Below are 14019 nucleotides of genomic sequence, written 5' to 3' on the forward strand. Positions count from 1 at the left end.
CCGCTGTGGAGTCAATCTACCACACTCTGCAGGCCCATGGCTACAAGGCCTTTTTGGCCGGGGGCTGTGTGCGCGACGCGCTTCTGGGGATTCAGGCCAATGATTTGGATGTGGCCACGGATGCCACACCAGAGCAGATTGAAGCTTTGTTCAAAAAGACCGTCAATGTGGGAAAAAGTTTTGGCGTGATGCGGGTTCTGGTGGAGGGGGCCGACATTGAGGTGGCGACCTTCCGCAACGACGGTGCCTATCTGGATGGGCGACGACCCGAGTCCGTTGTTTTCTCTACACCGATGGACGATGCCCAAAGACGGGACTTTACTGTGAATGCCCTGATGTATGACCTTTCAACGGATCAGGTCTTGGACTATGTCGGCGGGCAGGCGGACCTGAAGGCGGGTATTTTGCGAACCGTGGGAGATGCTGAAGGGCGTTTTTTAGAAGATCACCTTCGCTTGTTGCGGGCCGCGCGCTTTGCCGCGCAATTAAATTTTGTAATCGAAGATAAAACCATTCAGGCGATGACTCGCATGGCGGCCCTGGTTCGGAAGGTCAGTGGCGAGCGGATCCGCGACGAAATGAATAAACTTTTGAAAACCCAGGCCGCGCAACGGGGGCTGGAAGTCATGGTGCAAACCGGATTGATGCGGGAACTGTTTGCGTTCCGGATGCGCGATAATTCCTGGTGGTCATGCTCTTTGGTTCAAGAGTCCTGGCAATCCCTGGCGCTCTTTGTGCGCAAAGCTGATTCAGTGGAAATGGAGCAGGCTCTGGACCTACTGAGACTGTCCAGTCGCGAAAGACGATGTATCGAAGATTCTTGGGGTGTGTGGCAGGATGCCCTCGCCCTTTTAAACCTGAATATGGGTAAAAAACTGCAAAAGATGACCCGCGACGGAGTGGTGTTTGCGTTGCGAGTTCTACTCTTGGAGTCCCAGCATGTGGCTCAGATACAAGAGCTTTTTGCTCAGTGGGACTTGTGGCAAAGGCAGCTGCCTCGGCCGTTTTTAAACGGTGAGGATGTAAAGGGTTTGTTGACCGGCAAGGCGATTGGCGACTGTCTGGAGCGGGCCTTTGAACTGCAGTTGGAAAGATCGCTGCAAAGCCGTGATGAGGCCTTGCAGTGGTTAAAGACGTATTTAAAGAAAGAAGTATGATGACAGAGGCATATGTTCCCAGCACTTGGAGAAGGCTTTTTGCCTACAGTGTAGATCAACTGGTGGTCTTGCCATTTTATCTGCCGTTTGTTGGTGTGTTTTTTAGGCTCTTTTTTTCGGATGATGAGGTTCTGGTCAGCCTGAACCAGTTGCTGGTGCTTTATTTGATCCCTGCAGTTTATGAATGTGTCTTTCTGATTCTGATGCAGGCCACGCCGGGGAAGTGGCTGATGGGATTGAAAGTTGTGCCTTCGCAAAACTACACCGAGAAGCTGCATTGGTCCCAGTGTCTGTTGCGTCCCCTGGTGGGGCGATTGAGTTTCTTCTTTTCCGCAGCGGTTTATGCGGTGGCCTTTTTCCGTTATGATCGCACGCATCTGTGTGACTGGGTGGCGGAAACGCGGGTGGTGCAGGGGAAGCCCCGTCCCCGAAAAGCTCAGATCCGCTGGATCCTGGGCACCTTGGTGGTTCTGCTCTATGTCTATGAGGGGATGGTGTCTGCGGAAATGGTTCTGAAATCCATCAAATGGTCGGAAGGTCAGGCGGACCTGCGCGAGGTGTTTGATCTGCAGGACTACGTCGACGTCAGCTTCGAATAGTCTTTGCAATACGCAGGGTCAGGCTGCGGGTTTCCACTTTTTGAACAGAGATGTTGTCAGTAGCAGATCCACTTCGCCACTGCCACTCATGGCAGCATCGCGAAGGTCGGCAATGGCTTGGTTGGCCGTTTTGGCTTTGTGATTTTCCTGCAGGGCCGTCATCTCATGGAAACGATAGGCAAAGCCCAAAAGTTTACCCAATTCTGAAATGTCGCCCCCTTGAAGTTTTTTGGGGAAGCCCTGACCGTTGGTGCTTTCACGGTGCTGGCCAATGGCTTCGGCAATTTCCAAAGGCAAAGGTACTTTCTTGGCTTTCACCATGTTGACTGAGCGCTCGGGATATAGATGATATTCGGCCATTTCTTCGTCGCTGTATTGGCTCAGCGGCTTGCAGCCGACGCTGGCAGGAAGTTTGGACAGTCCAATGTTGTGCAGAAGTCCTGCAATGGCGGCAGATTCACGTTTTTCCGCTGGCCACCCCAGAAGCTGGGCAAAGTAGGCCGCATAAGCGGACAGGCAGATGCAATCGTGATAGAGTGTGCGGTTGTTACCTGAGAAGCGGGAGATTTCATCGAAAATTTCATGCACGCTCAGGTCCTTGGTCAGCTCAAAGTCTGCCACGATGGATTTGCATTTCTCCAGAATTTCTTTGCCTTCTGAATAATCCGTGGCAGATCCGCTCAGGAATTGTGCCATGATCTGATAGATCACCTTTTTCGAACGATGGAACTTTTCGGTCATTGAAATTGGAAACGGTACATTACGCATGCTCATCACTGTGCGTGCGTACTCAAAGAACTGGTTCATCTGGGTTTTCTTGATGTACATCTGCTGGCGCAGGTTTTTGAACTTATCCAGATGCTTTTGATCCACGACATCCCCAGCTCTTCGCATCAGGACCGAGCGATGGTTGGCGGGTAGATGGACATAGACATCAAAGTTGATCTGAGTGTCGGCATCCATGTCACGCAAATCCACGGGCATCAGGGCCGTGATCGGGATTTGATCGCCTTCCATATTGATGGGGGCCAGTTGTAGAACCATGTCCGAAATGAATTCGCGATCGAAGTTGATGTGCATGATCTGATCCGCACCGTTTTTCTTCAGAACCTCGAAATCCAGCGGAGCCAGCGAAGAATGCAAAACGATCACCGGGCAGTCCGGAAAATTCATTTTGGTGGATTGAATCCATTCGCTGGTCAGGTTGGTTCCATCCTGTCCGTCAATCAGAGCCAGGATAGGAGAAAAGCCGTCAGAACTGTCGTGATCCAGGGCTTCTTCGATGGCGCGAAAATGCTTCAGCTGATAGGGATAGTAGCCCTTCAGGGTGGCGGTGATGGTTTCCCAGAAGGAGTCACGGGGACTCCCGATGAGAACATCAACCGTCTTGCCTGAAGTGGAACTCATTGTTGTACCGAAATCTCGACGTAGAATGTGGAGCCGTTAGTCAGGTTAAAAGGGATCACCAGGGTCGCGCCTTTGTCAGCGTGGGTGATTTTGAAATCACCGGAGATGACAGTCGGAATGGCCATTTCAAAATTATAACCTAGTTGGTTCAGCGTTGTTTTGGCGGAACCATAGATCATATTGGTCATCTCACCCACGGCATCGGAAACATCGCCATTGATGGCGGTGTACTTTTCACCCAGCATATTTTCCAGAATGTGGAAGATGCTGTCTTTGCCATAGGAAATCAGCAAAGTGCCTTTCAGTGGGGGTGCCACCATACCGACCATGCCGGCAATTTCCCCTTTGAGCACAAATTGAGGCTCAATGAAGGGTTTGCCTGGCGAAGCGTCTGTCTGCGCCATGGTCTTAAGGGTTTTGATAACGCCATCAACAAAAGCGTTGATCAGACGTTTATCGAACAGGGGATTGAGAGCCTCTACTTTTGGTGCAGCAGACATTGAATTCTCCTGGGCAAAGGCTTAGGAAGCTTTGGCCTGAGTTGAAGGGTTGTGTTTAGCCCAAACGCGCTCCATCTTTGCTTTCAAAGTCGCTGAGTTGAAAGGCTTTACGACATAGTCCGACACACCGGCTTTGGCAGCCTCAAGAATGTGCTTTTGTTCAGACTCTGCTGTCACCAGCATGAAAGGCACAGACTTAGTGCGGGGGTCGGCTTTGCAGGCTTTCAAAAGGTCGATGCCCTGCATTCCTGGCATATTCCAGTCCGAAATAATGAAGCCGTAAGGCTGTCCTGCATCATGAGCGGCCTGGATCATCGGCAGGGCGGTTTTACCGTCGTCAGCCTCCTCAACATTGGTGTAGCCCAGCTCATTTAGCACTTTTTTAATGATTTTTCGCATAGTTGCGAAGTCATCAACGACCAAAAACTTTGTATTTGTGGGAAACATAATATCTCCTGAAGGTTGTAAACTATGTAAAATCCTCATGCTTATCGGTCTAGTTTTTTAAAACTAGAGTCCAAAGCTATTGCGATTTTCAGTTTTTGTTGTCAGACTTTATTACAGGTGGTCGAGGCTACTTTTGGACATGAGTCCTGGGTGGCGTTGAAGGTTTAGACGGATTTAAAAACTAAAAACAATTAGCGGGAGGGAGCAAGGATGCTCAGAGATGTCCTGATTCAAAAAGGTCTTTCAAATAGAGAGGCAGAAGTTGCTGAACTTGTGTCTAAAGGCTTGTCCAACAAGGAAGTTGCGAACCAGCTTTTTGTAACTGAGAAAACAGTTAAATTTCACCTCACAAACATCTACAAAAAAATGAATGTGAAGTCTCGTGCACAGTTGATCGTATGGTGCTTGCCTCACCTTGGCTTTGTTGAAAGCGAAATTCGCGCTGAAAACAACAACCAAAGTGCAGCTGCCGCGACTGCATTCAACAACAACGCAACTCAAACGATCCCAGCTGGATCTGCGACAGTTGCAGGTACTACGACTCTACCAGGTGGCGGTTTGAACCGTGGCGGTAATTCCGATATTGGTATGGGCGGCATCTAATCTTTATTGATTAGATTGACTCTAAGGCGCAGGATGTGGAGACACAGACCTGCGCTTTGTTTTTTTAGAAAGGGGCTGCACCTTGGCTGACGCAAAACCTGTATCCCAATCTCAAGTGGTCATGACCCAATTGGTTCTTCCTTCCCATACCAACTCTCTGGGAAGCGTCTTCGGCGGAACGATCATGTCCTGGATCGACATCTGTGCCGCTATCTGCTCGCAAAGACACTGTAATAAGGAAACTGTCACAGCCAGTATTGACCGACTGGACTTCGTGGCGCCTGTCTATAAGGGATGGGTGGTGAATTTGAAGGCCAGTGTGAACTACACGTCCCGCACTTCCATGGAGGTCGGGGTCAGGGTGGATGCAGAGAACCCCAAGACAGGAGAGACTTTCCACACAGCTTCCGCCTACCTGACTTTTGTGGCTTTAGGTTCGATGGGAAAACCCACGGCGGTTCCAGCTTTGATTCTGGAAACTGACGACGACAGACGTCGCTTTGAGCAGGCAAAAAAACGTCGCGAAGTCCGACTGCAAAACAAAGCAAAATAGGCTGTGACGCCAGAGAATCAAGCCAATCCATTCGGGAAGCTTGCCAGCACCAGTCCAATGGTGCAGGCGACGTTAGGCTTTAACTGGTCTCAGACTGAGCTGGGGCCCATTGAAAAGTGGGATGCCGGCCTTATCAATTCCTTGCGCATTCTTTTTAGTTGTCCTGTTGGGATGTACTGCACATGGGGACCTCAGCGCCGTGTGTTTTACAATGACGCCTATATCCCCATTTTAAAACATCGCCATCCACACGCTTTGGGGGCGGCACTTCATGACGTGTGGCCCGAGGTTTGGGATCAGGTGCATGCCATCGTCAGACAGGTCGAGGCCGGAGGGAATGTCTTAGAATCCGATGTGCAGTTTGATATCGAAGTCGACGGTAAACCCCAGGGAAACTATTATACCTACGGCAATTCCCCGCTGTTTAATTCTGAAGGAAAAATTTCGGGAATGCTTTGCACGATTCTGGATACGACAACATCGGTGCTGCGAAATCGTGCAGCCGACGAAATTTTAGCTCGTTCCAATCAAGAGGTTCGGGCGGAACGCAGGAAGTTGCGTTCTATTTTGGAAAAAGCTCCGATTGCCATGGCTGTTGTGGAGGGGCCTGAGCATCGTTTTACGATGACGAATCATCTTTACCGCGAGCTGTTCCTGGGCGGGCGTGATGTCCAAGGGCAAAGGATCAAGGATTTATTTCCCAAGATGGAAGAACTCCAGGTTCTGGCACGACTTGATGAAACCTATCAGACGGGAAAAATCTTTGAAGCACAGAATTTTGAAATTCATGATCGTCGTGTTGACGGTGAAGAGATTTCGATCTTTGTCGATTTTGTCTTTCAGCCCATTTACGATGTGAACGATCAAATTGAGGGCCTTGTCCTGGCTATTAATAATGTCACCGATCGGGTGATGGCAGAACGTGCTCTGCAGTCTGCCAAGGTTGCTGCTGAAAATGCGAATCATGCAAAGTCAGCCTTTCTGGCGAATATGTCCCACGAAATTCGCACTCCTTTGGGCGTGATCCTTGGGTTCTCGGAAATCATCGGAACTCAGGATCTGGAGCCGGAAGAAAGAGAAAAGTATAGCGAGATCATTCATCGTAATGGTTTGTCGTTGACTCGGATCATCGATGATATTCTGGATTTATCCAAGATTGAGGCTGGTAAGTTTGAAATCGACATGGCTCCGGTAAGGCTTAAGAAGTTGGTTCAGGAAGTCCTGACCATGTTCTTGGATCATGCCTCCAGAAAAAATATTTACCTGAATTTCGATCTGGCCGAGATTGCGGATTTGGTTGTTGTTTCCGACGCGGTCCGAATCCGTCAAGTGTTGGTGAACCTGATAGGCAATGCGATTAAATTCACCTCGGAAGGTTCTGTAAAAATTTTGGGGCGTGTTGAATCCGTGAATGCAACACGCAAGAAGGTTGTCTTTGTCATAGAGGATACTGGTATTGGCATGACGCAAGAACAGGCGGATCGATTGTTCCAGCCGTTCACGCAGGCGGACATCACCTCGACCCGTCGTTTTGGTGGCACCGGTCTGGGGCTTGCACTATCCAGAAATCTGGCACATGCCCTTGGGGGTGACGTCAGGATCGTTCGCTGTGAACCTCAAAAGGGCAGTGTCTTTGAATTTACTTTTCAAGGTGAAGATGCAAATGCTGTCGCCCCCAGGGACATTGTCGAGACTTCGGCCGTCATAAAGCAAAGTCCTTTTGCAGGCTTCAAGGTGCTGGCTGTCGATGATTCGCCGGACAATCGGGAATTCATTAAACGAATCCTGAGTCATTCGGGGCTTGAAGTCTATGAGGCTGAAAGTGGCGAAGAAGCCCTTCAGCAGTCACTAAAACAGCATTATGATCTTGTTCTACTGGATATTCAGATGCCAGGATTGGATGGGTATGGCACGTTGTCAGAACTTCGCAGATCAGGTTTTCAGGGGCCGATCATCGCTTTGACTGCCCACGCGATGAAGGAAGACAAAGAGCGCACTTTTGCAGCGGGATTTGCTGACCATTTGACCAAGCCCATTGATTCAAAGACTCTTCTGCACGCCCTTCAGTCACATCTTAAAAGAATGTAAAGCGGGCAGGGGGCGGCAACCTATTTACAAAGAACTTCGATCCAGCGAAGAGCTTCTTTGGCGTCAGTCGTCAGTTCAGCGCCGTCCTCTTTTCCCAGACTGTTGCTTGAGCGCACGGCTTGGGCCGCCTGTTCGCAGCGAATGGCGTCCTTCTTTTTTTCAGTCACAAGGTCAAATGCCGGGTCCAGGGTGTATAGGAAGCGGGAGACTTCTTTTTCATGCTCACTGCCCCCCAGAGGACTTTGTTTTTCGTATTGATCCAGAGTCTTTTCAAGCGACGCTTTTAGTTTTCCCAACAAAAGCGCACGCTTGTTTTTGTCGGGCTCTTTTTCGGCTTTGCTGATCAAAATTTGGGATTCCCTGGTGAAATCAGCCCGCACTTTAAGTCCAGCCCAAGTGGGTTGGATAAAGAGCAGAGCGCAGGTCAGGGTTATTGCACGCATGTGTCCCCCTTGATGGCACTCTTGCTGTGTTTTTCTTTTTGTTCAGGTTGCAGAAAATCCAAAAGTTCTTCCATTTTCTTTTCGGTGGACTTCAGATAGTCGCTGGCCCCTTCGATCTTGGCGCGAGCTTCGCCGGGAGGAGTGCTGTTGTTGATGCGAAGCTGGCGTATGAGGGACTTGGCGCCGCTAGGTCCATCGGGTCCGTAGGCGTGCAGTGTGAGGTAGTTCAGCACCTCGGCGTTGTTGGCCAGTTTGCTGGCGCGTTTTTCCAGGGCCGGTTTGATCACTTTGTCGCGCACATGCACATAATAGCCCAGGCCATAGATCAGGCTGCGCGCCAATCCCTTGTCCGGAGAAACCCACGTGCAGTAGTTTTTGGTGGCGCCACCGTGAGCTGGAGGCGTTTGCAGGTCTTTCTGAAGAATGCTTTTGAAGGCAGCACAGGCGGGATGAGAGCTATTCATCAGATCTTCTAAAATATAGGAGGCATTGCCTTTGATGAATTGACCGTTTTTTGTGTATCCGGCGATGTCCTTGACGGGATCTGAAACCAGTTGCCCGATACCAACGCCACCAGGATAGGCGATGTAAAAGTTAAAGGCGGTTTCATTGTTGATCTTTTTCAGAATAATGCGCGGATCAATCGGCATTCTTCCGTCCGAGATGCAGGCCGTGGCTTTGTTAATCGCAAAATGCAGGAAGTCCACTGTGGTGCGGTTCAGGCACGGTGCGGAACTTCCGGAGTTGGAAAACTTCTTGGGCTGACCATTCAGGCAGCTATAGCCATTGTTGCCGGGTTCGCGTTGCAGAGAAGCCTCGATGCAGGTTTTCTTTATCTGGGGAACTGAAGTGCGGGACAAGGTGCTTGCCAGACTGGTGAGAGTGCCTTTGACCGCTTTTGTTCCCGATGAGCCCGTCGGTTCACATGCAGGATTTTTTCGTTCGGCCTGAAAAGCCGCATAAAGGGCATCTTTAGAGCTGAGCAGGGCGCGGTTGATGTCCTGGTTCGTCAGTCCGCGTGTATCACCCTTGTCATTCACGCAAATGGGCGTGTTGGCCAGCCCCGTCGCTGCTCCGCTAAAAATGCTGAAGATAATAAGAAGGGCCCAGTGTCTCACTTCAGGGCTTATCGGACCAATTGTGGAAAAAATAAGTTAAAAATAAAAAAATCCCAGGACCTTCATCCTGGGATTTAAAAGGAAGTGATCCTTAATAGTCGGTGAGCTACTTCACCAGATACTCTTTCCAGCGATTCAGCAGTGAAGGTGTGAGTTGCGTGTAGCAGACCGTTCCTTCGGTGGCAGTTTCCTTGCGCAGGATCTGGGCTTCGCGTCCCAGATCGAAGATTTTGTATTCTTCTGATCTTGGGAAATAAAGCTGAACATCCTGTTGCATCTCGCTCACGATCTGCGCCATTAGTTTTTTCAACTGTTCCATGCCTTGTCCGGTCAGCGCGCTGACAAACACGCGGGGATAGGCTTTGACTCTAAATTGTCTTTCCAAAGGTGCGATATCACTTTTGTTAAAGACGTGAATAATCTTTTTGTCCTGCCAGTTGAATTCCTTAATCAGCTCTTCAACCACTTCAATTTGTCGTTCCATATTGGGAGAAGACAAATCCACGACATGCAGTAAAACATCGGCCTCAGAGGACTCTTCAAGTGTTGCTTTAAAGGCTTCAATCAGCTGTGTCGGCAGTTTGCGGATGAATCCCACTGTGTCGGTGACGACGGCGGGCGGGCCATCGGGCAAAAAGATCTTACGTGTTGTCGGGTCCAGGGTGGCGAAGACCTGATTTTTGGTCATCACTTGGGCACCGGTCAAACGGTTGAGCAAAGAGCTTTTTCCGGAGTTGGTGTAGCCGATCAGCGCAAAGGACGGGATCTCGTGACGACGACGAGATTGCCTGTGTTGCGCGCGGTTTTGGCGCACACTTTCAAGTTTTTTCTTAATAAGTGCCACGCGTTCCCGGATGCGACGACGGTCGTTTTCCAGGGCTGTTTCCCCGGGCCCACGAGTTCCGATACCGCCCCCTTGACGAGACAGGGAGTCCAACCAGGCGCCGACGTTGCGGGGCATTTGATCCAGCAGCTGTGCAAGTTCCACTTGAAGTTTTCCTTCAAAAGTCTGCGCACGCTGAGCAAAGATATCCAAGATCAGCTGATTGCGGTCAATCACGCGGGCTTTGACGATCTGCTGAAGATTTCGCTGTTGAACCCCGGAAAGCTGATGGTCCATCACCACAATGGTGGCACCACTGTCGCGAACCATTTCGGCCACTTCCTCGACCTTGCCGGTTCCGATCAGGGTCGCGGGATTCCACTGCGGCAGAACTTGAATAAGAGATCCTACGATTTCTCCGCCTGCGGCAGAAACCAGCTCTTCAAGTTCCAGCAGATTTTCTTTGATTTCAGTAAGGGGTTCGGTCTTCAGACCGACACCAATGACGATGGCTCTATCCTGGTCTTTTACATGGGCTTGATTATTCAATCAGGAAAACCCTCCCTTGGTCTTAATTTTAGCACGGTCGCACAGGCTCACAAAGTTAAATTTTGTACTAACAACGAAAGCAGGCCGCCCCCAAGAATCAGAGCCGCACTGGGAAGGCGCCGAGCCAGCAAAAGCAGACTTAGCAAGAATAAGGTCCAGCTGAAAAATCCGGTGAGTGTCCCCGCAGCCAGGGAAATAAAGACCGAAATCAGAAGCCCCACGGACACGGCCACCACGCCTTTTAAAAAACGTTGAAGCCAGTCGGAACTTTCCAGACGACGATGCAGAACGATGCTAAGAGCCACGAATCCAAAGGCCGGAAGGAAAATGCCCAAAGTGGCAACAACGGCGCCCCAAAGGCCTTGCACCAGGTAGCCTATGAAGGTGGCTGTGGTGAAGACCGGACCCGGCGTGAATTGGCCGACGGCCACGGCATCCAGCAGTTGGGTTTGTGTGATCCAGCCGCGCTTTTCTAAAAGTTCTGTTTGCAAAAAGCTGAGCAGGACATAGCCGCTGCCAAAAAGAACGGATCCGATTTTAAAGAACACCCAAAAAAGTGGAGCCAGATTCCACAGCCGTTTTTCCGGAGAAAGAATCAGCCACGCCAGCGCGCCCCCGACAAAAAGCAGCGGAATTTCAGAAGTGCCGCGCTGGTGCATTGCCACGGTCAAGCCCACGGCGGACGCCATAAAAAGGGAGGCTCTTGTTTTTAAATCTTTAAAGTGAAGAAGTTCGCGGTAGGTTCTTTTGTCAAAAAGGTTCAGGGCAAATCGTCCCAGAGCCTGAAGGATGATGGCCAGGATGACCGCCTTAGCTCCCAGTAGGAAGGATTCTGTTTCAGGGAGTTTTGCATAAAGACTGTAAAAGTGCGCCAAGGTCAGAACAATCAAGAAGGCGGGCAGAATAAAACAGACACCGGCAATCCAGAATCCCCTCCAGCCAGCACGGCGATAGCCGATATGAATGGCAAGTTCGGTAGAGTTCGGACCGGGGATCAGATTGGCCAGCGCCAGCAGTTTTAAAAAGTCCTCACGCGAGATCCACTGCCTGCGGTGAACAAACTCTTCTTCCATCATAGAAATATGAGCTGCGGGGCCGCCAAAAGAGGTGGCCCCCAACTTCAGAAAAAGTCCGGCAAGCTCTGATGCAGAGCCGGTCTGACTATTTCTTTTCACGGTTCTTCAGAACTTCCTTGATGAACTGCGCTTCCAATGCGGTGAAGACCACGGAGTTTACGATGCCATCCACGGTCGTCGTTCTTTGCAGAACGTTGGCGGATCTGCGAATGCCCGTCAGGAAAGGTCCGATCACTTCCACTTTTCCAACCTGCTGGATCAGTTTGTAAGTAATGTTGGCTGATTCCAGATTCGGGAACACCAGCACGTTCGCGCCACCTTTCAGGCCTGAGAACGGGAACAGTCTTTCCATGATCTCAGGATTCACGGCTGTGTCGGCTTGCATATCACCTTCAACCATAAGGTCCGGGCGGATTTCACGCACAAGTTCCGCCGCACGTTTCATTTTCTTAGGTGTGCCGTCAGCGCCGCTAAAGTTAGAGTAGCTCAACATCGCAACCCGCGGCTGGATGCCGAAGTATTCCACAATGCGTGCAGCCTGCAAGGCAATCTGCGCACACTGTTCAGCTGACGGGTTGAAGTTCACGGTCGTGTCTGCCAGAACCAGGAACTTGTCTTCCAAAAGAACAAAGTTCAAGCCCGCCGGAACACCGTCTTTGTAAGTGCCAATGGATTGCAGGATGGGACGAACTGCATCTGCATAGTTGATGGAAGCGCCACTAACCATGCCGTCAGCATCGCCCATGCGAACCATCATGGCAGCAAAGTGATTAGGGTCCGCCATCAGTCGTTCGGCTTCACTCAGGTTGACACCTTTACGCTGTCTCAAAGAATAAAGCTTCTCTACGTAGGAATAATACTTCGGATAAGAAGACGGGTGGATGATCGTCACATCTTTCAGCAGTGGAACATCCAAAGCGTTGATTTTTTCTTTCACGCGGTCTGGATAGCCCAAAAGAATCGGCTGACAGATTCGTTCTTCAACCAAAGTGGCCAGCGCCTTTAAAACTTTGGTGCTGGTGCCTTCCGGGAAGACGATGCGTGGCAGTTCGCCGCCGTTGGCATCAGCGTTCTGGTGCACGCGGTTGATCGCAGAGCGGATGAAAACTTTGGATGGACCTTGCAAAGCCTCCAAGGTTTCAAGGTAAGAATCCCAGTCTTCAATTGCACGCGTCGCCACGCCGGACTTCATCGCCGCTTTCGCCACTTCCGGAGCCACACGCAAAAGCACACGTGTATCGAACGGTTTTGGGATCAGATAGTCGCGACCGAACTTAAAGCTTTTGCCGCCGTAAGTGGCAGAAACTTTGTCCGGCACATCTTCGCGCGCCAGTTTTGCCAAAGCATGAACTGCGGCGAGCTTCATCTCTTCATTGATCTGGGTGGAACGCGTATCCAAGGCCCCACGGAAAATGGACGGGAAGCCAAGAACATTGTTCACCTGGTTCGGATAGTCCGAACGGCCCGTGGCTATAATGGCATCCGGACGGGCTGCGCGGGCTTTGTCTGGAGTGATTTCCGGCTCTGGGTTGGCCATGGCAAAGATGATAGGATCTTTGGCCATATCCTTCAGCATTTCCGGAGTTAGGGCACCCGCCACGGAAAGGCCGACAAACACGTCAGCACCGCGCAAGGCCTCGGAAAGTGTGCGCACTTCAGTTTCCGCTGCGAAGAACTCCTTGTACTTGTTCATGCCCGCCGTGCGGCCTTTGTAGATCACCCCTTGAGAGTCGCACATGATGATATTTTCACGACGTGCGCCCAAGGCGATGAAAATGCGCGCGCAAGAATTCGCAGAAGCACCGGCCCCATTGACGACGATACGAATGTCTTCCATTTTGCGATTTGTAATCGCGCAGGCATTTAACAGCGCTGCCCCGGAAACAATCGCGGTTCCGTGCTGATCGTCATGGAAGACAGGGATGTTCATTTCTTTTTTCAGGCGCTCTTCAATTTCAAAGCACTCGGGAGCTTTGATATCTTCCAGATTGATACCACCGAAAGTGGGTTCCAAAACACGAACGGCATTACAGAAGACATCCACATCTGTCGCTGCCACTTCGATATCGAAAACATCAATGCCGGCAAATTGTTTGAACAAGATGCCCTTGCCTTCCATCACCGGTTTTCCGGCAGCAGGGCCGATGTTGCCAAGACCCAGAACAGCAGTCCCGTTGGAGATTACCGCCACCAGATTGCCTTTTGAGGTGTAATCATAAACTTTGTAAGGATCTTTTGCGATAGCCTTGCAGGGAGCGGCCACGCCCGGGGAATACGCCAAAGAAAGATCTTTTTCCGTCGCACAGGGCTTGGATGAGATCACCTCAATTTTCCCCGGTTTGCCCTTCTGGTGATAGGCCAAAGCTTCTTGATCGAAGTTCGTCGTGCCGGTTTTGATATCGTTTTTCGTTTCCAAGGATGCTCCTTTTTCTTGCCCGTTTGTCGGGACAGTTGCCGGGCTCCCACAGAGAAGGATTTTGCGACCCATTTCAATGGGTTAGGGGGAGTCCAGTTACAAGTGCCTTTACTCTACCGAGGGGGGCTAGGTGGGTCAATGAATGGGCTGATTGGCGCAGCGAGCCTTGTTCGTAAAAAAAAATCTATCAGAGCGAAAAGTGCTCGCTTTTAGAGCAGAATTTCTAGTTCTGACCGAAAA

General features: G+C 50.6%; 13 protein-coding genes. 5 read left to right on the forward strand and 8 right to left on the reverse strand.

The annotated features are described in order from the left end of the window. Nucleotides 1-5 precede the first annotated feature (5 nt). Nucleotides 6-1157: a CCA tRNA nucleotidyltransferase gene (locus ACZ50P_RS08025; protein WP_464134929.1), complete on the forward strand. Its 1152-nt coding sequence runs from the start codon at nt 6-8 to the stop codon at nt 1155-1157. Next, nucleotides 1154-1756 (forward strand): RDD family protein, encoded by a 603-nt coding sequence (locus ACZ50P_RS08030; RefSeq protein ID WP_464134931.1) that lies wholly within the window; start codon nt 1154-1156, stop codon nt 1754-1756. The genes ACZ50P_RS08025 and ACZ50P_RS08030 overlap by 4 nt, the downstream gene beginning before the upstream one ends. Nucleotides 1757-1774: 18 nt before the next feature. On the opposite strand, the gene ACZ50P_RS08035 is transcribed toward ACZ50P_RS08030, so the two are convergent. From ACZ50P_RS08035 to ACZ50P_RS08045, 3 genes are read right to left on the reverse strand one after another with little or no spacing between them, the layout of a single operon-like run. Next, complete coding sequence (locus ACZ50P_RS08035) at nt 1775-3163, reverse strand: HD-GYP domain-containing protein (protein WP_464134933.1); 1389 nt, start codon at nt 3161-3163, stop codon at nt 1775-1777. Continuing rightward, nucleotides 3160-3663 carry a chemotaxis protein CheX gene (locus ACZ50P_RS08040; RefSeq protein WP_464121025.1) on the reverse strand — a complete coding sequence of 168 codons (504 nt, stop codon included), beginning with the start codon at nt 3661-3663 and terminating at the stop codon, nt 3160-3162. Before ACZ50P_RS08040 ends, ACZ50P_RS08035 begins: the two co-directional genes overlap by 4 nt. A 21-nt stretch (nt 3664-3684) precedes the next feature. Further along, nucleotides 3685-4110 (reverse strand): response regulator, encoded by a 426-nt coding sequence (locus ACZ50P_RS08045; protein WP_464121026.1) that lies wholly within the window; start codon nt 4108-4110, stop codon nt 3685-3687. A gap of 210 nt (nt 4111-4320) precedes the next feature. Here ACZ50P_RS08045 and ACZ50P_RS08050 point away from each other — a divergent pair, with 210 nt between their 5' ends. The 3 genes from ACZ50P_RS08050 to ACZ50P_RS08060 all read left to right on the forward strand — a co-directional run bounded on the left by ACZ50P_RS08050 (nt 4321) and on the right by ACZ50P_RS08060 (nt 7354). After that, nucleotides 4321-4713 carry a helix-turn-helix domain-containing protein gene (locus tag ACZ50P_RS08050; RefSeq protein ID WP_464121027.1) on the forward strand — a complete coding sequence of 131 codons (393 nt, stop codon included), beginning with the start codon at nt 4321-4323 and terminating at the stop codon, nt 4711-4713. Nucleotides 4714-4834: 121 nt separating this feature from the next. Further along, complete coding sequence (locus tag ACZ50P_RS08055) at nt 4835-5266, forward strand: acyl-CoA thioesterase (RefSeq protein ID WP_464121404.1); 432 nt, start codon at nt 4835-4837, stop codon at nt 5264-5266. Nucleotides 5267-5269: 3 nt separating this feature from the next. Beyond that, nucleotides 5270-7354: a response regulator gene (locus tag ACZ50P_RS08060; RefSeq protein ID WP_464134934.1), complete on the forward strand. Its 2085-nt coding sequence runs from the start codon at nt 5270-5272 to the stop codon at nt 7352-7354. Nucleotides 7355-7374: 20 nt separating this feature from the next. Here ACZ50P_RS08060 and ACZ50P_RS08065 read toward each other — a convergent pair whose 3' ends face one another. The 5 genes from ACZ50P_RS08065 to ACZ50P_RS08085 all read right to left on the reverse strand — a co-directional run bounded on the left by ACZ50P_RS08065 (nt 7375) and on the right by ACZ50P_RS08085 (nt 13779). Beyond that, nucleotides 7375-7797, reverse strand: coding sequence for a hypothetical protein (locus ACZ50P_RS08065; protein WP_464121029.1), 423 nt, complete (start codon nt 7795-7797; stop codon nt 7375-7377). Then, the gene (locus ACZ50P_RS08070; protein ID WP_464121030.1) at nt 7785-8915 is read right to left on the reverse strand and encodes a hypothetical protein; all 1131 of its coding nucleotides are present in this window, start codon (nt 8913-8915) and stop codon (nt 7785-7787) included. The genes ACZ50P_RS08065 and ACZ50P_RS08070 overlap by 13 nt, the downstream gene beginning before the upstream one ends. Before the next feature lie 106 nt (nt 8916-9021). After that, nucleotides 9022-10287, reverse strand: coding sequence for a GTPase HflX (gene hflX, locus ACZ50P_RS08075; protein WP_464121031.1), 1266 nt, complete (start codon nt 10285-10287; stop codon nt 9022-9024). A 47-nt stretch (nt 10288-10334) separates the two neighbouring features. Continuing rightward, the gene (chrA, locus tag ACZ50P_RS08080; RefSeq protein ID WP_464134937.1) at nt 10335-11462 is read right to left on the reverse strand and encodes a chromate efflux transporter; all 1128 of its coding nucleotides are present in this window, start codon (nt 11460-11462) and stop codon (nt 10335-10337) included. Then, nucleotides 11449-13779 (reverse strand): NADP-dependent malic enzyme, encoded by a 2331-nt coding sequence (locus ACZ50P_RS08085; protein WP_464134938.1) that lies wholly within the window; start codon nt 13777-13779, stop codon nt 11449-11451. The genes chrA and ACZ50P_RS08085 overlap by 14 nt, the downstream gene beginning before the upstream one ends. Nucleotides 13780-14019 lie beyond the last annotated feature (240 nt).

Source organism: Bdellovibrio sp. CKG001, assembly GCF_055397465.1.